The organism is Mycolicibacterium tokaiense (assembly GCF_010725885.1).
Classification (GTDB): domain Bacteria; phylum Actinomycetota; class Actinomycetes; order Mycobacteriales; family Mycobacteriaceae; genus Mycobacterium; species Mycobacterium tokaiense.
Window position 1 is genome coordinate 1798051 of sequence record NZ_AP022600.1, and the last position, 17510, is coordinate 1815560.

Consider the following 17510-nt stretch of genomic DNA (forward strand, 5'->3'; position numbering starts at 1 on the left):
TGAGAATATCGGCCTACCCGCCAACAATGTGAGCTGTGTCTCAGAGTGAGACGCCTGTGTGCTGCAACACACGGTTGTATCGGTCCCGTCGCCGGCATCCAGCCGGCATTGCAGCCCAGGAGGCACACGTTGAGTAGGCAAAGCCTGACCAAGGCGCACGCGAAGATCACCGAGCTGTCGTGGGAACCGACGTTCGCCACGCCCGCCACCCGATTCGGCACCGACTACACCTTCGAGAAGGCCCCGAAGAAGGACCCGCTCAAGCAGATCATGCGCTCCTACTTCCCGATGGAGGAGGAGAAGGACAACCGCGTCTACGGCGCCATGGACGGCGCCATCCGCGGCAACATGTTCCGCCAGGTGCAGCAGCGCTGGCTGGAGTGGCAGAAGTTGTTCCTGTCCATCATTCCGTTCCCGGAGATCTCCGCGGCGCGGGCCATGCCGATGGCCATCGACGCCGTGCCCAATCCCGAGATCCACAACGGGCTGGCGGTGCAGATGATCGACGAGGTCCGGCACTCGACGATCCAGATGAACCTCAAGAAGCTGTACATGAACAACTACATCGACCCCGCCGGCTTCGACATCACCGAAAAGGCGTTCGCCAACAACTACGCCGGCACCATCGGCCGCCAGTTCGGTGAGGGCTTCATCACCGGCGACGCGATCACCGCCGCCAACATCTACCTGACCGTGGTGGCCGAAACCGCTTTCACCAACACCCTTTTCGTGGCCATGCCCGACGAGGCCGCGGCCAACGGCGACTACCTGCTGCCGACGGTGTTCCACTCGGTGCAATCCGATGAGTCCCGCCACATCTCCAACGGCTACTCGATCCTGCTGATGGCCCTGGCCGATGAGCGCAACCGCCCGCTGCTGGAGCGCGACCTGCGCTACGCCTGGTGGAACAACCACTGCGTGGTGGACGCGGCCATCGGCACCTTCATCGAGTACGGCACCAAGGACCGCCGCAAGGACCGGGAGAGCTATGCCGAGATGTGGCGGCGCTGGATCTATGACGACTACTACCGCAGTTACCTGCTGCCGCTGGAGAAGTACGGCCTGACCATTCCGCACGACCTGGTCGAGGAGGCGTGGAAGCGCATCGTCGACAAGCACTACGTGCACGAGGTGGCCCGCTTCTTCGCCACCGGCTGGCCGGTCAACTACTGGCGCATCGACGCCATGACCGACAAGGACTTCGAGTGGTTCGAGGAGAAGTACCCCGGCTGGTACAACAAGTTCGGCCGCTGGTGGGAGGACTACAACCGGCTGGCCTACCCGGGCCGCAACAAGCCGATCGCCTTCGAAGAGGTGGGCTACCAGTACCCGCACCGCTGCTGGACCTGCATGGTGCCGGCGCTGATCCGCGAGGACATGGTGGTGGAGAAGGTCGACGACCAGTGGCGCACCTACTGTTCGGAGACGTGCTACTGGACCGACGCGGTGGCCTTCCGCGCTGAGTACGAGGGCCGCCCGACGCCGAACATGGGCCGGCTCACCGGTTTCCGCGAGTGGGAGACCCTGCACCACGGCAAGGACCTGGCCGACATCGTCGCCGACCTCGGTTATGTACGCGACGACGGCAAGACCTTGATCCCGCAGCCGCACCTGGATCTGGATCCCAAGAAGATGTGGACCCTCGACGACGTGCGCGGCAACGTCTTCAACAGCCCCAACGTGCTGCTCAACGAGATGAGCGATGCCGAACGGGACGCCCACGTCGCGGCCTACCGGGCCGGCTAGTTGCGATTTCGGCGCGCTCGCGACCGCTGAGCGGTTACGAGCGCGCCGAGATCCACGAGAAAGGACACAGCGTGGCCGACGTTCACCGCATCAACTTCGAACCCGTCGACATCGAGATGGAGGTTCGCGAAGACGAGAACATCCTCGACGCCGCGTTCCGCCAAGGCATCCACCTGATGCACGGCTGCCGGGAGGGCCGCTGCTCGGCGTGCAAGTCGTTTGTCCTCGACGGCGACGTGCAGATGGCGGGCCACTCGACGTTCGCGTGCAACGACGCCGAGGCCGACGAAGGCTTCGTGCTGCTGTGCCGCACCCACGCCTACAGCGACGCCACCATCGAACTGCTCAACTTCGACACCGACGAGCTGCTGGGCGGGCTGCCGATCCAGAACGTCCGGACCCGGATCACGGCCCTGCACAGCATGACCCGTGACATCGTGTCCCTGCGGCTGGAGGCGATCGAGCCGGCGGCCTTCGAGTTCAAGCCGGGACAGTACGTCGACATCCACCTGCCCGGCAGCGACGAGCACCGGTCCTTCTCGATGGCCGGCACCCAGGCTGCCCCCGGGCAGCTGGAGTTCCTGATCAAGAAGTACCCGGGCGGTCGGTTCGCCGCCCTGCTGGAGGACGGTCTGGCCGTCGGCGACGAACTGAGCATCACCGGGCCGTACGGGACGAGCACCCTCAAAGACGGTCATGTGCTGCCGGTGGTGTGCGTCGCCGGCGGAGCCGGCATGGCGCCCATCCTGTCGCTGCTGCGACACATGAGCGAGACCGGGTGCACGCGGCCGGTGCGTTTCTACTACGGCGCACGCACCGCCGCCGACCTGTTCTATCTCGACGAAATCGCCCGGGTGGGAGCCGGATTGAGAGACTTCACCTTCACCCCGTGCCTGTCGGAGTCCCTGGCCGAGGCGCCCGACGCGGCGGTGGCCGGCAATGTCACCGACGTGGTGTCCGCACATGAGACCGACATTGCCCGCACCGAGGTGTACCTGTGCGGCCCGCCGCCGATGGTGGACGCCGCGCTGGCACTGCTGGACTCCCGTTCGGTGCCCACCGATCAAGTGTTCTACGACAAATTCACCAGCCCCGCATTCGACTGACCGGCCCCCCAGAAAGAAGGATCACGTGTCCGCTCCAGCGAAACAGCGCAGTTTCCCGAAAATCGAGTTCACCGACTCCGAAGCCGGCGCACAGGAGTTCCCCAGCTCGCGCAGCCGCGCCTACTCCTACTACAAGCCGGCCAAGCTGCGGGCCACCATGTACGAAGACGTCACCGTCGACGTGCAGCCCGACCCGCAGCGGCACCTGTCGCAGGGCTGGATCTACGGCTTCGGTGACGGGCCCGGCGGTTATCCGCAGGAGTGGACGGCCGCGAAATCGTCGAATTGGCATGCCTTTCTGGACCCCAATGAGGAATGGGACCAGACCATCTACCGCAACAACTCCGCGGTGGTGCGCCAGGTCGAACTGTGCCTGAAGAACGCCAAACGCGCCCGGGCCTACGACAGCTGGAACTCCGCCTGGCTGCGCTTCCTGGCCAACAACCTGGGAGCGTGGATGCACGCGGAGAACGGGCTCGCGCTGCACGTGTTCACCTCGATCCAGCGCTCGGGGCCCACCAACATGATCAACACCGCCGTCGCCGTCAACGCCGCACACAAGATGCGCTTCGCCCAGGATCTGGCGCTGTTCAACCTCGACCTGTCCGAGGAGGTCGGCGAGGGGTTCGACGGCTCGGCCCACAAGCAGGTGTGGCAGTCGGCACCGGAATGGCAGCCCACCCGCGAGGTGGTCGAGCGGCTGACCGCCGTCGGAGACTGGTGTGAATTGTTGTTCGCCACCAACATCGTCTTCGAGCAGCTGGTGGGCTCGCTGTTCCGCAGTGAGCTCGTGATGCAGATCGCCGCGCGCAACGGCGACTACATCACCCCCACCATCGTCGGCACCGGCGAGCACGACTACGACCGCGACCTGGCCTACACCCGCAACCTGTTCCGGATCCTGACCCGCGACGAGCAGCACGGGTCGGCGAACAAGGAACTGTTCGGCCAGTGGCTCGACGTCTGGGTGCCGCGCTGCCTGGACGCCGCCCGCGCCCTGCAGCCGCTGTGGAGTCAGCCGGCCGAGAAGGCCGTCACCTTCGCCGACAGCCTGGCCGCCGCCGAAGACAAGTTCGCCTCCCTGCTGGAATCCATCGAACTCGAGGAGCACACCAAGTGACCATGCAATTCGGATCCGCCACCGAGTTCTCCAACAAGTGCGGCGTCACGCTGATGAACACCCCCATCGGGCGGGTGGTCGCCGACGTGATGGGCGCCAAAGACGGCGTGGAACTCACCGAGTACCCGTCGATGATCCGGGTGGACGGTACCCGCCTCATCGAGTTCGACTACGCAGAGCTGACCGACGCCCTCGGCCAGGAGTTCGACGGGTCCATCTTTGAGGAGATCAGCTCCACGCACTACGGCCGCATGGTGCACCTCGACGACAAGACCATGTTGTTCGCCAGCCCCGAGGACGCCGCCGAATACATCGGCTTCGATCTGACCGCCCGCTCATGAAAGCGCTGGTGTTCCACGGCCCCGGAGAGAAGTCCTGGACCGACGTGCCCGACGCCCGACTGGTGGACCCCACCGACATCGTGGTCCGGGTGGACACCACCACCATCTGCGGCACCGACCTGCACATCCTGAAGGGGGACGTGCCTGCGGTGACCGCAGGCCGGGTGCTCGGGCACGAAGCCGTCGGCACCATCACCGAAGTCGGCTCTGCGGTCAGCGATCTCAGCGTCGGTGACCGGGTGCTGGTGCCGGCGATCACCAGCTGCGGCAAGTGCGGGCCGTGCAAGGTGGCCATGCCGTCGCACTGCGCCTCGGTGGGCGGTATCGGCTGGATCTTCGGCCATCTGATCGACGGCACCCAGGCCGAGTACGTCCGGGTCCCCTATGCCGAGACCAGCGTGCACCGGCTGCCGGAGACCATCAGCAACGCCGAGGCCATCTTCCTGGCCGACATCCTGCCCACCGGGTTCGAGATCGGTGTGCAGAACGCCGCGGTGCGCCCAGGAGACTCGGTGGTGGTGGTCGGCGCCGGGCCGGTGGGGCTCTCGGCCATCGCCACCGCCGGGTTGTTCGGCGCCGCGTCCGTGATCGCCGTCGACCTGTCGGATTCGAGGCTCAAGCGGTCGGTCGCCTTCGGCGCCGACCAGACCGTCAACAGCGGACGCGAGGATGTCCGGGCCCGCATCATGGAGCTCACCGATGGGCACGGCGCCGACGTGGCCATCGAGGCGGTGGGGATCCCGGAGACCTTCGAGCTGTGCACGCAACTGGTGCGCCCCGGCGGCCGCGTCGCGAACGTGGGAGTGCACGGCAGGCCCGTCACCCTGCGCCTGGATGAGCTGTGGATCTCCAACATCTCGATCACCACCGGTCTGGTGAACGGCACCACCGTGCCCAAACTGCTGGATCTGCTGGCGCACAACAAGATCGATGCCTCCGCATTCGGAACACACGCGTTCGCGCTGGACCAGATGCTCGACGCCTACGACGTCTTCGCCAACGCCGACACCCACGACGCCCTGAAAGTCGTCATCTCCCGTTAGCCCCCGCAAGCGACAGGAACAGCTGAGCATGTTTTCCCCTGTGACCCTGACGGTGGCCGGCATCCGCGACGAGGTGCTGACAGCCCTGCACACCGTCACCGACCCCGAGGTGGACCGACCCATCACCGAACTGGGGTATGTCCGTTCGATCCTGGTGGACGACGAGGGTGTGGCGGTGCACCTGCGGCTGCCGACAGCGGATCGCTCGCCGAACTTCGCCTATCTTGTGGTCTCGGATGCGCTGGACGCAGTGCGGGATGCCGAGATCGGCGAGGTGAGGATGCTGCTCGACGATCACCACCAGGTTCACGTTCACGACCATCTGGACCGCGCCTTCGCGGTCAAGGCGCACACCGCCGCGATGCAACGCTGCGTCACCGAGTTGGTCCGCCGGGACGGCGTTCCGGAAAGCGAGCTGTGCCATCTGACGCTGCGCGATCTGCCCCCGGGCCCCGGCAAGGTGGCGCTGCTGCGTCGCCGGATGAGCATCGGGCTGAGCACCTGTCCCAACAGCCGGGTGATGGTGGGCGAGGACGGCCGCCCGCTGACCGCCGGGCACGCCAATCCGATTCCCTGACAGAACGCTTCACGAGAGGACAGAAACCATGGCAAAGGAGCTGCGGTACAACAGCGACGCCCGGGCCCGCCTGGAGTACGGCGTCAACGCCCTGGCCGATGCGGTCAAGGTGACGCTGGGGCCCAAAGGTCGCAACGCGGTGCTGGAGAAGCTGACCGGCCCGCCCACCATCACCAACGACGGCGTCACCATCGCCAGGGAAATTCAGCTGAGTGACCCGTTCGCGAACATGGGCGCACAGCTGGTGAAGGAAGTGGCCATGCAGACCAACGGCATGGTGGGCGACGGCACCACCACCGCCACGGTGCTGGCGCAGGCGATGGTGCGCGAAGGCCTGCGCGCGGTGGACGCCGGCGCCAATCCGATGCGATTGCGCCGCGGCATCGAGAAGACCGTGCCGGTGGTGTTGCGGAGCCTGACCGAGCAGTCCGTGGCGCTCGGCGGGCGCAGCGACCTGCTGCGCATCGCGACGCTGGCGGCCAGTGACGACGAGTCCATCGGCGAGGTGATCGCCACCGCCGTCGAGCATGTGGGCGAACCGGGCGTCATCACCACCGAGGAGAGCGACACCCTGGGCCTGCGCGTCGACGTGGTCGACGGCATCGAATTCGACCACGGCTACATCTCGGCCTACATGGTGACCGATCCGGACCGGATGGAGGCGGTGCTGGACAACCCGGTGATCCTGCTGACCAACCGCAAGATCTCGGCGGTGCAGGACATCATGCCCACCATCGAAGCCGCGAAGCGGGCCGACCGTCCGCTGGTGGTGTTGGCCGAGGATGTCGACGGCCCGGCCTTGCAGCTGCTGGTCGGCGGCAACATGCATAAGACCATGCAGTCGGTGGTGGTGCGGGCCCCGGGGTTCGGGCACCGGCGCATCGCCGAACTCGAAGATCTGGCGGTGGCCCTCGGCGGGCACGTGATCGCCAAGGACACCGGCCTCGAACTGAGCGAGGTCCGCGGGGAACACCTGGGCTCGTGTGACCGGATCACCGTCACCGAGAACGCCACCACCATCGTCGGCGCCCGCGGGGAACCCGCTCGCGTCACCGCCCGCGTCGGTCAGCTGGAAGCGCAGCGCGAACGGGCCCGCATCGACGCCGACCGCGACACCCTCGACCTGCGCATCGCCCGGCTGACCGGGCGCGTGGCGGTGATCCGGGTGGGCGGTGCCACCAGCGTCGAACTCAAGGAGCGCATGCTGCGTGTCGAGGACGCGCTGGCCGCCACCCGCGCCGCCGCCGAGGCCGGCATCGTCGCCGGCGGCGGCACCGCGCTGGCCCAGGCCCACCGTGCGCTGACCGAGCTGGATCTGCCCGGTGACGAGGGCATCGGGGTGCAGGTGGTGCGCCGGGCGCTGGCCGAGCCCCTGCGGTGGATCGCCACCAACGCCGGCTTCGAGGGCGACGACGTGGTGCAGATCGTCGAGGACCTGCCGCTGGGACACGGCTTCAACGCCCTGACCGGTGAGTACGGCGACATGTTCGACGAGGGTGTGATCGATCCGCTGAAGGTGACCCGTGCGGCGCTGGAGAGTGCGGCATCCATTGCCGCGCTGCTGATCACCACCGAGACGGCCATCGTCGAACAGGTGGTGGGCCACCCGGGCGCCATCATGGCTCCGGGGTTCGGGGATCTGGCCGAGGGCATGGTGCGGCCGTCCAACATCTACTGAGTGGCTCTCACGCGGCTGCGCGCCGGGTCAATGCCGAGCGGATGAGCTCGAAGTCGTGGGTGTTGACCCGGAACAGGCCGAACCGGAACCGAAAGCCCCAGTGCTGCTTGTCCTCGATGAACTCGAGGTGCTCGATCAGGGGGCGGATGGGCACCGGGGTGCAGGTGACGAACTCCATGCGGCGGCGGAAAGGCCGGAAGTCCGGCGTCACCTCGGCCTGATACGGCGCGTCGTCGACCACCTGACCGAGCGCGGTGAACATCCGTAGCGGCTCACCCTCCGGATAGTCGGTCTTGGGGGAGTAGAAGGCGATCCAGTCGCCCCGGGCGAGTCGGCTGAGCCGGTCTGACTTGCCGTGATCGGCCTGCGTGAAGCCGCCCGCGACGCCGCGCGCGACGTGCTGGGCGCTGATGGTGTTGATCCATGCGGTCATGAGGTCACGGTAGAAGCGGGGTCCGACAAGTTCTGGTTCTGGAACGTGTTCTAATTTGCACAGACCAGGAGGTGCCCATGGCCACTGTTGCCACGATCCCGGCCGGTCCCGCCGAGGTGACCCGCGACTGGCTCTCGTCGGTGCTCGGCGTCGAGGTCGTCGCCGCCACGGTGAGCCCGGTCGGAACCGGGCAGACCGGCGCCACCTACCGGGTGGCGCTGGACTACGCCACGGCCACGGAACTGCCGGCGACCCTCATCGTCAAGTTGCCCTCGCAGGACGAGGCGGTCCGCGAACGGGTGGCCCTGGGCTACCGCTCCGAGCACGCCTTCTACACCGAGGTGGCCCACACCCTGGCCGTGGCGCTGCCGCACTGCTACCACTGCGACATCGACCGCGACGGCGCCGATTTCGTGATGCTGCTGGCGGATCTGGCGCCCGCCGTCCAGGGGGATCAGCTGCGGGGCTGTTCGGTGGCCGAGGCGCAGCTGGCCGCCCGCGCCCTGGCCGGGCTGCACGGTCCCCGGTGGTGCGACCCGGCGTGGCTGACCTTCACCGGCGCCACCATGCCGCGGCCCGACGCCGACTTCGCCCGCGGCCTCGGAGAACTCGCCGTGATGGCCGCCGACACCACCTTGAGCCGGCTCGGGGACCGGGTGTCGACGCAGGACCGCGAAACGCTCTCCGCCACCGCAGCTTTGGTGGGCCAGTGGTTGCTGCTGGAACCGGACCGGTTCAGTCTGCTGCACGGTGACTACCGACTGGACAACCTGCTGTTCGACCCGGACCGCACACGGGTCACCGTGGTGGACTGGCAGACGTTGACGGTGGGATTGCCCGCGCGCGACCTGGCCTACTTCGCCGGTACCAGCCTGCTGCCCGACGACCGGGCCGCGGCCGAACGCGGCCTGGTGGCCGACTACCACGACGAACTGCTGACCCACGGCGTCACCGCCTACGACCTGGACACCTGCTGGCAGGACTACCGCCTCGGCATGCCGCAGATCCCGCTGATCACCACCTTCGGCTTTGCCTTCTCCGCCGCCACCGAACGCGGTGACGACATGGTGGCCACCATGCTGGAGCGGGGCTGCCGGGCTATTCGCGAACTCGCGACGCTGGAGCTGATCGAGGACCGCCTGCGCTGAGTCCCGCGTCGTTTGCGTCGGCGAAGGCCCGGATCCGGGCGAGTGTCCCGGGCGGGATCACCCCGTGGTTGCGGATGGACCAGATCTGCTCGGCGGTGATGTCGAGAAGTTCGGAGATGACGTGCTCGGGGAGCTCGGATGCGCGGCACGCACGGTCGAAGCGCGCGCCGAGGCTCTCGGGCAGCTTGGCCATCAGCTGCGTGCGGGTGCTCTCCAGCGCCTTGATGAGATCCATCAGCTGGCCGTGTGGGTCGGCGCCGGTGTTAACGGCCACCCGCCACGAGTTGGCCGCCAACAGCTCGGCCTTGACGCATTGATCGATGACCGAGCGGACTACGTTTTCGTATTCGCTTGACGTGGGTGCCGGCAGGCGGCTGATCACCGAATTGATGGACTCCAGTTGCGCCGCGGCGAACCCCTCGAACACCTCGGTGTCCGCCCGTCGGGTGACCACGATCGGCGATGCCGCTGCGGGGCGTGGACGGGCCGCACCCGCATCCACCACCGCCGCCAACTCGGCAGCCGGATCCGGGGCCAGCACCAGCCGCGCGTAGGTTCCCGGCGGCAGGCCCAAACCATTTTCGAGCTTCTGAACAGTACCTTTGTGTGCCTTCCTGGTCCCGCGCTCCAGGTAGCTCAGTCCCATGATGCTCACACCGGTGGCCGCGGCCAGGTCGGCCAGGGACAAATCACGCGACTCCCGCAGCGCGCGGAGTGCGGCGCCGGCTGCCTCCCGGCTCACGCCTGCGTTCCGGACATGCAGGGATGGTAGCAGCGGCCGGCGTCTCCGCTTTTCTATATGTTTTTGTATTTGTTTCTTGCCAACGGATCGTGGGAGTTATACGCTTTTGTCATCGCTTCAGACCAAGGAGACGCTCACATGGACCGACCCTGCGCCTCGAATCCAGACCTCTGGTTCGGCTATTCCGACAACGATGGCGCCGACGGTGCCGCCAAGGCCCGCGCCTACGAAACCGCATCGATCGAAGCGCGCACCCTCTGCCTGCGGCGGTGTCCCTTGGCCCAGCAACGGATGTGCGCGCAACGCGCCGTCGAGCACGGTGAGGAATACGGTGTCTGGGCCGGGGTGAAGCTGCCCGGCGGGCAGTACCGCAAGCGCCACCAGCTCGCCGCGGCGCACGACACCCTGCGCAGCATCGCCGCGGGTGAGATCAGTGCGCGGCAACTGCCCGAGAACGCCGCGCTGCTCGAACGCCGTCAAGCAGAGCCGGTTCCGATGGCCGCGGCCGTCATCCATCTGCCACTGCTGCGTCTCACCCCGCGCACCGCGGCCTGACGGCTCGCCATGAGCGAGCTGGACATCCTGAGCCGCGCACACCACCTGTTCTCCGGAGCGGGCCGCGACCTCCCGCCCGCGGGGGACGTAGGCCATCTCGATGCGGCTCTGCGCCGGGCCGCCGAGTTGAACAGCGGCCAGGGGATGGGGCCGTACCGGGCCACCGTGGAGACGGCGCGGGAACTACTGCGCCGCACTGCCGGTACGGACGCAGAGTTCGCGGAACTGGTGTCGCGCGCACGCCACGACCACGTCGTGGCCCGCAGGCTCACCCGAGCGGTGCTGGAGGCCGCCCGCGCCGATCTCGGCGCCGGCGGAGATTCCCCGGTGGCCCAGCGGGAGGCCGTCCGACGCAGCATCGCCCGGCTGCGGGCCCAGCAGGACCACGTGCTGGCGGCCCGTCGCCGTGCCCGTCGCCGTCTCGCACTGCTTCTGCTGCTGCGCTACCGGCGCGGCCGCGGTGTGCGCGGCCTGGGGCCGGTGGGCACGCCCGAGTCGGGCGGGCGGGCCGCCGTCGCCGTCCGCGCGGCGCTGTCACGTCTGGGAATGCCGTACGTGTGGGGGGCGACGGGGCCCGACCGGTTCGATTGCTCCGGGCTGGTCCAGTGGGCCTACCAGCACGCCGGCATCAACCTGGACCGCACCACCTACGACCAAATCCATCAGGGTGTTGCCGTGTCCCGCAGCCAGATTCAGCCCGGCGATCTGGTCTTCCCCCATTCCGGGCACGTTCAGATGGCGATCGGCAACGGCATGGTGGTCGAAGCGCCGTACTCCGGTGCGAACGTGCGCATCAGCCGGCTGGGTTCCGACGTGGTGATCCGCCGGGTTGCATGAGGCCGGCGATGAATTGTCTGCGCCCCCCGGCGGGGGTACCTTCGCAGCATGTCAGACGATCCGGGCACCCAGGTGTCCGCGATCGTGGCGAGGCAGGGTGAGTTGTCCGACCGCCACCAGAGCTTGGTCGCCGCCGACGAAGCGCTGGCGGCCGCCGTCACCGGCGCGCACGATCTCACCGTCGAATCCCGGCGGCGCCTGGATGCCATCGGTGCCGACATCGAGAATGCGGTGGCGCAGCAGCACTCGTGGGCATTGGATACCGCTGCGGGTGTCCGGGAGTTCCAGCTGTTTCTGCTCGCTCGCCACCGCGAGATCACCACGGTGGTCACCGACGCGGTGACGGCAGCCGAAGCGCGGGTGCGCGAGGTACAGCAGTTGGTGGACCGCTACCGCTGACGTCAGTCCGCGGTGGCCAGGGCCGTCGGCGCCGGTTCCGCAGCAGGCAGCGGTTCGGCGTCCGCACTGAAGCAGAACACCGCAATGATGAAGCTGATCGCGGCGATGACGCCGGCGACGACGGCGAACCCGGTATCTCCGTCGCCCAGGCCGGAAGCCAGCGCGATGGCCCCTGCGATGACCGCGGTGAGGGTCAAGAACAGCGCAGTAGCGCTACGGGCCTCGGCGTAGGTGCCGTTGGCGGGCGTACGGTCGGACATCGGTATGCACTCCTGGTCGCAGGACTCCGGGAAACTGCCTGGTTTTTACCCCCACCGCCGAAAACCAAACTCACCTGTGCACATGTGAATTGTCGGCGTTGTGGGCCCTCGGTAGTGTCCGCGCCATGGTGGGGATCGGGTGACGACACAGCAGGACCTCCTCGACGCCGTGGCGCACATCGACCGTGTCACCGGCGACGCGCACGCGTGGAGACAGGGGCTGACGCCGGCCGAGGCCGCGGTCCTCGGGCTGGTGGTGGCGCCCGAGGCCGAGGTCGCCGCCGTACTGGCCAAGGTGAGAGCCAACCACCCGACGCTGTTCGACACCCGCACCGGTGCGCCGGTGGTGCCGACCGCGCCGGTGCCGCCTTCGGCGGACGAACAGCGGGGGGTGGGCGCAGCCGCCATCAAAAAAGCGGAAACCGATCTGGCCCATCAGAACTCGGCGACCGCGCAGCTGGACCTGCTGGTGATCGCGGCCGTGCTGAACGCGCACAGCACCACCGCCCACGGTGGTGCCGAGCTGCGTCGGCTGCAATCGGAGATCGAGAACGCGGTGCAGGTGCGCACCGATCTGGACACCCCTGCCGGTGCGCGGGACTTCCAGCGCTACCTGATCGGCAAGCTGCGCGAGATCGGCGCCGTGGTGCACAACGCCAGCTTGGACGACACGTCGAAAGCCGTGCTGGCCAGTGCCTGGACCGCGCTGTATGAGTCCGCGGCTGCGCCGAAGGCGGCGGAGCCGGCAGCACCTGGGCCCGCGCAGAGCGCTGCCCCGGCGCCCGCCCTGGACGCTCTGCCCGCCTACGGTGCCGAGCTTGGTCCGGATCCGCTGCTCGAGCAGCTGCTCGCCGCCGAACCCGCTTCGGCACCGGCCGCTGCCGCCGCGCCAGCACCTCCACCGGCCTCGCAGGCGGCTGCACCGCCCCTGGGGTTGCCGGGCCTGCCCACGCTGGGGGGTTCCGGCGGCGCGATGCCGCCGTCGGCTGCGGGATGGCCACGGGCAGAGGAACTTCCGATAGCGTCGGAGCGCCGCGGCGCGGCGGAGACCTCCACTCTGGACGATCTGCTGGCCGATGCCGACGCCGCTCTGCAGCAGGAGTTCTCCGACGGCCTCGACGCCGGTGACGAACCACCGGAGGAAGACGATCCGGGCACCGAGGAGCCGGAGAACGAGCCCGACGACGACGTCGCGGCCGAGGAATCCACCCAGGTCAGGCTGCCCGACGGCGATGTGGTCACCGCCGCGAGCCCACAGCTGGCCAAGGCCATCACCAGCGCCCTGGCCGGTACCCCGATCGGCGACGCGTTCCATGACAACGGCCTGCGTGTTCCCCCGCCGGGAACGCCGGTGGCCGACCCGGTAGACCCAGCCGACGTCGACACCGGTGCCGTCGGCATGTTCACCGACCGCCTGGCGGTGGCACTGGACCGCACCCGCGTCCTGCACGGCGGGCAGGTCGGCCCGTTGTCCGACGTCAGCGGACCGAGCTTTTTAGGCTGGATGCCTGCGCCCACACCCGCTGCGACCCCGGCCCCCACCCGCCCGGCAACCACCCCCGCCACCTAGGAGAACCCATGGACGACAACATCGTCATCGATCCGGAGAACCTCCGCGAGGCTGCCCGGCGCCACTCCGAGGCTGCCGAGTACCTGCGGACCGTTCCCGGTACCCATGACGCCATTCAGGAGAGCCTCGATTCGCTGGGCCCGATCTTCGCGGAACTGCGCGACGCCGCCCGCGAGCTGCTGGAACAGCGCCGCCTCTGCTACGACGGCCAAGCCGACGAACACGCCGAGATGGCGGATAATCTGGCGCAATCAGCCACGATGTGGGAGGAGCACGAGGCAGACAGCGCCACCCGGATGCGCGGGCTGCTCGACGAGGACAGATGACGGAACCCAACCCGGACTTCGACACGATGCACCCCAGCGGCCAGGTGCTGTTCCGCAGTTGCCGCGGCGGGTACCTGCACAGCGTGCTGCTGTCCGAGGCGGTGCTGTCTGCTGATGCCGAAAACCTCGCCACTGCTATCCAATTGACCGCCGACGTGTCCTACCTGCGGGCGCTGATGGAGGTTCGTGCGGAGATCATCGCGGCCGGGCACACCCCGTCGGACGAGGTGCCCACCGAAGCCGAGCTGGCCGCCGCGTCAGCGGCGCTGGCCGAGCATCAACTGCACGAGTAGCGTGCGCTCAGCGCACCCAGGTCTGCACCGCGTCGGGCGCCGGAGCGATGTCGACCGGCGGTGCCACCGGGGCGTCGCCGAACAGCTCCCTGGCCCGGGCCAGCAGGGCGCGAACCTCGTCGAGCTGGGCCTGCAGCGTGGAGTCCGTCACCACGGCGACGCTACCGGCGGCGCCGCGGCCCCACAATTCACCCGGTATCGGGGTGGCCGGCCGCCGGTACGCTTGGCCAGTGGCAGTTTTCGGGCGGCGTTCGGCGCGTCAGCGCTTGAAGAGGGCGACCGAACAAGCCTTGTCGGTGCCGACATTCCGGATGCCCGACGACTGCACGCCGTGGGTGCTGGGCGGGGTGTGGCCGGCTGAGCTGGACCACCTCACTGCGGACACGGTGCCGCTGGCGGAGTACCTGAGGCGGGATCTGCAGCGCATCGCGGACTCGGCCAACCACAAGCTGCGGGTGCTCAACGAGACGGTCATGCCGCCGCATGCCCGTGCGGCGGAGCAGAACCGGGTGGTCGACGCTGCCCGCGCTTTCGCGGTGCAGCGGGTGGCCTCGACCCTGCGGCAGCTGAGTCAGCAGAACGACGCCGACACCCAGGTGTTGCCGCAGCTGGACCCGCCGACGCTGGCATTTGCCGCACCGATCATGCCCGCCGAACCCGAGGAAACGCCGGCGGAGACAGTCGAGCAGCGCCTGCGCAGAATGGTCGACAGTCTTGCCCGCCAGGAACCCGGGTTGCGCTGGGCGGTGGGCGTACGAGCCGACGGCAGCACTGTCGTGGTCACCGATCTGGCGCAGGGCTGGGTGCCGCCGGGGATCGTGCTGCCGGCCGGCACTGTGACGCCGTCCCCCGCGCAGCGCGCTGCCGGCCTGCGCGGGCTGCTCGCCGACACCGAGACCTCGGCGCGCTACAACCCCGGCGACCCGTTCGAGCGCGGTCGCCCGGCTGAGCCCGATCACCCACCGGGCGCGGTGGAAGCACCCGCCGTCGAGAGTCTGGGCCGGCAGCTCTGCGAGGCCACCCGCTCTCGCGACGGGCTGCCCCGCCTCACCCACACCCTCGCCGAGGCCGCAGTGGCGGGCACCGGTGTGGCCGAGGCCGAATTGGATGTCTTGCGTGTTCACCTCGATACGGCGCGATATCAACTGCTGGCGCGCTATCCGGCAACGGATTCCGCACTGCTGCTGAATTGTCTGCTGCTCGCGGCCACCACCGCGCTGGCCGCCGGCGACCACACCGTCGCCAACTACCACTTCGCCTGGTTTCACGAGCTCACTGGCAATCACCCGCCTGGCCCGTGACCCGAGGTTGCTGAACGCGGCCGCAATGAATTGACGGGGTTCGCCGCGCGTGGACATACTGGCGGAATGTCGGGGTCGGGCCGAGGCGCACGACGTTGCCGGGGGGCGGTCGCCGATGGATGACCGCGCTCTGGTCGACGACGTGCTCCGAGAATTGAATGCTGCTGCAGACCGGTGGGAGAAATTGGTCGCCGAGGCGGAGAAGATCACCTACAGCGTTGATTTGGGGGATGTCCAGGCAGTGGCCAATTCCGACGGCAAATTGCTGCACTTGACTTTGCATCCGCGCGTCACCCGCGAATACAACCACAGTGAACTCGCGGATCGGCTCAATGCCGCCTTTGCCGCCCTGCGCGAGGAGGCGCGGGCCGACAACGAGGCACGATACGGCGGCGAACTGCGATGAGTACGTCGTGCAACATCCGCCACTTCCGGCGCTGCCGTACCTCGGCAACCACGGAATTGGTGTCACCGGTGCGCCACAACCGCCCTTATCGTGAAAACGTGCAGACGGTGGGACGCGGCGTGCGGAAGGGGCATTCGGCGTGCCACTGAATCTCTCCAATCGCGACCAGAATTCGGGTCACCTGTTCTACAACCGCAGATTGAAAGCCGCCATCACCCGGTTCTCCGTCCGGATGAAACACGATGACAGAAAGCAACAGGCCGCCGTCGCGCTCGGCATCGTCTTCGTCCTCATCGGCATCGCCTGGATGGCGTTGCTGAATGTGCTCAAGCCCGCGGGGCTGGTGGGCGATTCATCGATCATCGGCGACCGCGAGACCGGCGCGGTGTACGCGAAGATGAACGGCAGGCTCTACCCGGCGCTCAACCTGACATCGGCGCGGTTGGTCACGGGCAGCTCGAATGCGCCCGCCTGGGTGAGCGCCGACGAGATCGCCAAGTACCCCACCGGTCCCATGGTCGGAATCCCGGGCATCCCCAGCGATCTGCGGATCTCCGGCGGCACCTCCGCGTGGACGGTCTGCGACACCGCGCCGGTGCGGGGCAGCAGTGGGCCTCCGGTGGTGACCTCGATCGCGGGCCCCCTGTCGGCGGGGGGCCGGGCGGCTGCCATGGCGGCCGACCAGGCGGTGCTGGCGCGCCACGGTGAGGACACTTATGTCATCTGGGGCGGGCACCGGTCGTTGATCGATGCCGGGGACCGGTCGTTGACGTTCAACCTGGGTCTCGATCCGGGCGCGACGTCGCCGGTGGCCATGTCGAACGCGTTGTTCGACGCCCTGCCTGCCACCGAACCCCTGGTGGTGCCGCAGATTCCCGACGTGGGTGCACCGTCGCGGTGGCTGCCCGGCACAGCGGTGGGCTCGGTGCTGGAGTCCCGTGATGCCGGCGGAGCCGTCAACGGCTTCTATGTGCTTCTGCCGCAGGGGATCCAGCAGATCAGCGGATTCGTCGCGGATCTGATCCGCACATCGCAGAGCCAGGATTCACCCACCCCGCAGCTGATCTCGCCGGACCGGCTGGTGGACATCCCGGATGTGGACATCCTCAACGTCGACTACTACCCCGAAACAACCCTGAACTTCATCGACACCGCCGCCAACCCGGTGACTTGCGTGGGATGGTCGAAGATGTCCACCGACCGGCAGGCGACGGTGACCGTGCTGAGCGGGCGTGGGCTACCGGTCTCCCCGGCGATGGACGTCAACATCGTCAAGCTGGTGCGCGACGATCGGGCGCCGGATTCCGTGGTCGCCGATCAGACCCTGGTGTTGCCCGGCGCCGCCAACTTCGTCGCCACCACCAGCGGTGTAGTGACCTCGGATACCCGGGAGTCGTTGTACTGGCTCTCACCCCAGGGTGTGCGATTCGGGATCAGCTGGGACGAAGCGACGCTGCGCGCGTTGAATCTGAATCCGGCCGGCGCCGCGCAGGCGCCCTGGCCGATCGTGCGGACGTTCGCCGCCGGACCGGCGATCAGCCGGGACTCGGCGCTGCTCGCGCGCGACACGTTACCGGGGGGCGGTCAGGTGGCGCTGATACCCGATGCGGCACAAGCGGGAGGTTAGGG

At 68.1% G+C, this 17510-nt stretch carries 20 protein-coding genes and 1 pseudogene; 17 read left to right on the forward strand and 4 right to left on the reverse strand.

Annotated features, from left to right (window positions below):
• The first annotated feature begins 129 nt into the window (after positions 1-129).
• The 7 genes and pseudogenes from G6N58_RS08625 (at position 130) to groL (ending at position 7611) form a co-directional block, all read left to right on the forward strand.
• Positions 130-1746 (forward strand): ferritin family protein, encoded by a 1617-nt coding sequence (locus tag G6N58_RS08625; protein ID WP_068914364.1) that lies wholly within the window; start codon positions 130-132, stop codon positions 1744-1746.
• Positions 1747-1817: 71 nt separating this feature from the next.
• Positions 1818-2852 (forward strand): 2Fe-2S iron-sulfur cluster-binding protein, encoded by a 1035-nt coding sequence (locus G6N58_RS08630; RefSeq protein WP_115279013.1) that lies wholly within the window; start codon positions 1818-1820, stop codon positions 2850-2852.
• Between the two features lie 25 nt (positions 2853-2877).
• Positions 2878-3972: an aromatic/alkene monooxygenase hydroxylase subunit beta gene (locus tag G6N58_RS08635; RefSeq protein WP_115279012.1), complete on the forward strand. Its 1095-nt coding sequence runs from the start codon at positions 2878-2880 to the stop codon at positions 3970-3972.
• Positions 3969-4313: a propane 2-monooxygenase effector subunit MimD gene (gene mimD / locus G6N58_RS08640; RefSeq protein WP_068914367.1), complete on the forward strand. Its 345-nt coding sequence runs from the start codon at positions 3969-3971 to the stop codon at positions 4311-4313. Before G6N58_RS08635 ends, mimD begins: the two co-directional genes overlap by 4 nt.
• On the forward strand, positions 4310-5356 hold the full coding sequence (locus G6N58_RS08645) for a zinc-binding dehydrogenase (protein ID WP_115279010.1): 1047 nt from the start codon (positions 4310-4312) through the stop codon (positions 5354-5356). Before mimD ends, G6N58_RS08645 begins: the two co-directional genes overlap by 4 nt.
• Positions 5357-5384: 28 nt before the next feature.
• A pseudogene (locus tag G6N58_RS08650) lies at positions 5385-5906 on the forward strand (iron-sulfur cluster assembly protein); the annotation flags it as partial.
• A gap of 55 nt (positions 5907-5961) precedes the next feature.
• Positions 5962-7611 (forward strand): chaperonin GroEL, encoded by a 1650-nt coding sequence (groL, locus tag G6N58_RS08655; protein WP_115279008.1) that lies wholly within the window; start codon positions 5962-5964, stop codon positions 7609-7611.
• 7 nt (positions 7612-7618) lie between these two features.
• Here the strand turns inward: groL and G6N58_RS08660 are convergent, their stop codons facing one another.
• On the reverse strand, positions 7619-8044 hold the full coding sequence (locus G6N58_RS08660; protein WP_068914371.1) for an EVE domain-containing protein: 426 nt from the start codon (positions 8042-8044) through the stop codon (positions 7619-7621).
• A gap of 77 nt (positions 8045-8121) precedes the next feature.
• On the opposite strand from G6N58_RS08660, the gene G6N58_RS08665 reads away from it, so the two are divergent.
• Complete coding sequence (locus G6N58_RS08665) at positions 8122-9192, forward strand: phosphotransferase family protein (RefSeq protein WP_115279007.1); 1071 nt, start codon at positions 8122-8124, stop codon at positions 9190-9192.
• On the opposite strand, the gene G6N58_RS08670 is transcribed toward G6N58_RS08665, so the two are convergent.
• Entirely contained in the window at positions 9143-9934 is a 792-nt protein-coding gene (locus G6N58_RS08670; protein ID WP_115279006.1) for a helix-turn-helix domain-containing protein, read from the reverse strand. The genes G6N58_RS08665 and G6N58_RS08670 overlap by 50 nt on opposite strands.
• A gap of 138 nt (positions 9935-10072) precedes the next feature.
• On the opposite strand from G6N58_RS08670, the gene G6N58_RS08675 reads away from it, so the two are divergent.
• Genes G6N58_RS08675 through G6N58_RS08685 form a run of 3 tightly spaced genes read left to right on the forward strand, consistent with a single transcriptional unit; the run spans position 10073 to position 11725 of the window.
• Positions 10073-10489 (forward strand): WhiB family transcriptional regulator, encoded by a 417-nt coding sequence (locus G6N58_RS08675; protein ID WP_068914374.1) that lies wholly within the window; start codon positions 10073-10075, stop codon positions 10487-10489.
• Positions 10490-10498: 9 nt separating this feature from the next.
• Positions 10499-11326 (forward strand): C40 family peptidase, encoded by an 828-nt coding sequence (locus tag G6N58_RS08680; protein ID WP_115279005.1) that lies wholly within the window; start codon positions 10499-10501, stop codon positions 11324-11326.
• Between the two features lie 48 nt (positions 11327-11374).
• On the forward strand, positions 11375-11725 hold the full coding sequence (locus G6N58_RS08685) for a DUF4226 domain-containing protein (RefSeq protein ID WP_115279004.1): 351 nt from the start codon (positions 11375-11377) through the stop codon (positions 11723-11725).
• Positions 11726-11727: 2 nt separating this feature from the next.
• Here the strand turns inward: G6N58_RS08685 and G6N58_RS08690 are convergent, their stop codons facing one another.
• Positions 11728-11985, reverse strand: a complete 258-nt coding sequence (locus tag G6N58_RS08690) for a hypothetical protein (protein WP_115279003.1) — start codon at positions 11983-11985, stop codon at positions 11728-11730.
• Between the two features lie 139 nt (positions 11986-12124).
• Here G6N58_RS08690 and G6N58_RS08695 point away from each other — a divergent pair, with 139 nt between their 5' ends.
• The 3 genes from G6N58_RS08695 to G6N58_RS08705 are packed head-to-tail and all read left to right on the forward strand — an operon-like array spanning position 12125 to position 14174.
• A complete protein-coding gene (locus G6N58_RS08695; protein WP_115279002.1) occupies positions 12125-13555 on the forward strand; it encodes a DUF4226 domain-containing protein in 1431 nt (476 codons plus the stop codon).
• Between the two features lie 8 nt (positions 13556-13563).
• A complete protein-coding gene (locus tag G6N58_RS08700) occupies positions 13564-13881 on the forward strand; it encodes an ESX-1 secretion-associated protein (RefSeq protein ID WP_068914379.1) in 318 nt (105 codons plus the stop codon).
• A complete protein-coding gene (locus G6N58_RS08705) occupies positions 13878-14174 on the forward strand; it encodes a DUF2694 family protein (protein WP_115279001.1) in 297 nt (98 codons plus the stop codon). Before G6N58_RS08700 ends, G6N58_RS08705 begins: the two co-directional genes overlap by 4 nt.
• 7 nt (positions 14175-14181) lie before the next feature.
• Here the strand turns inward: G6N58_RS08705 and G6N58_RS30450 are convergent, their stop codons facing one another.
• Positions 14182-14325 (reverse strand): hypothetical protein, encoded by a 144-nt coding sequence (locus G6N58_RS30450; RefSeq protein WP_170314332.1) that lies wholly within the window; start codon positions 14323-14325, stop codon positions 14182-14184.
• A 145-nt stretch (positions 14326-14470) separates the two neighbouring features.
• Here G6N58_RS30450 and G6N58_RS08710 point away from each other — a divergent pair, with 145 nt between their 5' ends.
• The 3 genes from G6N58_RS08710 to eccB all read left to right on the forward strand — a co-directional run bounded on the left by G6N58_RS08710 (position 14471) and on the right by eccB (position 17508).
• Positions 14471-15475, forward strand: a complete 1005-nt coding sequence (locus G6N58_RS08710; protein ID WP_308213269.1) for a DUF5631 domain-containing protein — start codon at positions 14471-14473, stop codon at positions 15473-15475.
• A 58-nt stretch (positions 15476-15533) separates the two neighbouring features.
• Positions 15534-15881, forward strand: a complete 348-nt coding sequence (locus G6N58_RS08715) for a YbaB/EbfC family nucleoid-associated protein (RefSeq protein WP_494337750.1) — start codon at positions 15534-15536, stop codon at positions 15879-15881.
• Positions 15882-16020: 139 nt separating this feature from the next.
• Entirely contained in the window at positions 16021-17508 is a 1488-nt protein-coding gene (gene eccB, locus G6N58_RS08720; protein WP_163908019.1) for a type VII secretion protein EccB, read from the forward strand.
• Positions 17509-17510: the final 2 nt, after the last annotated feature.

Coding starts and splice junctions, on each gene's coding strand:
- G6N58_RS08645 (WP_115279010.1), top strand. CDS start 4,310: ATGAAAGCGCTGGTGTTCCACGGCCCCGGAGAGAAGTCCTGGACCGAC.
- groL (WP_115279008.1), top strand. CDS start 5,962: ATGGCAAAGGAGCTGCGGTACAACAGCGACGCCCGGGCCCGCCTGGAG.
- G6N58_RS08660 (WP_068914371.1), bottom strand. CDS start 8,044: ATGACCGCATGGATCAACACCATCAGCGCCCAGCACGTCGCGCGCGGC.
- G6N58_RS08665 (WP_115279007.1), top strand. CDS start 8,122: ATGGCCACTGTTGCCACGATCCCGGCCGGTCCCGCCGAGGTGACCCGC.
- G6N58_RS08675 (WP_068914374.1), top strand. CDS start 10,073: ATGGACCGACCCTGCGCCTCGAATCCAGACCTCTGGTTCGGCTATTCC.
- G6N58_RS08680 (WP_115279005.1), top strand. CDS start 10,499: ATGAGCGAGCTGGACATCCTGAGCCGCGCACACCACCTGTTCTCCGGA.
- G6N58_RS08685 (WP_115279004.1), top strand. CDS start 11,375: ATGTCAGACGATCCGGGCACCCAGGTGTCCGCGATCGTGGCGAGGCAG.
- G6N58_RS08690 (WP_115279003.1), bottom strand. CDS start 11,985: ATGTCCGACCGTACGCCCGCCAACGGCACCTACGCCGAGGCCCGTAGC.
- G6N58_RS08700 (WP_068914379.1), top strand. CDS start 13,564: ATGGACGACAACATCGTCATCGATCCGGAGAACCTCCGCGAGGCTGCC.
- G6N58_RS08705 (WP_115279001.1), top strand. CDS start 13,878: ATGACGGAACCCAACCCGGACTTCGACACGATGCACCCCAGCGGCCAG.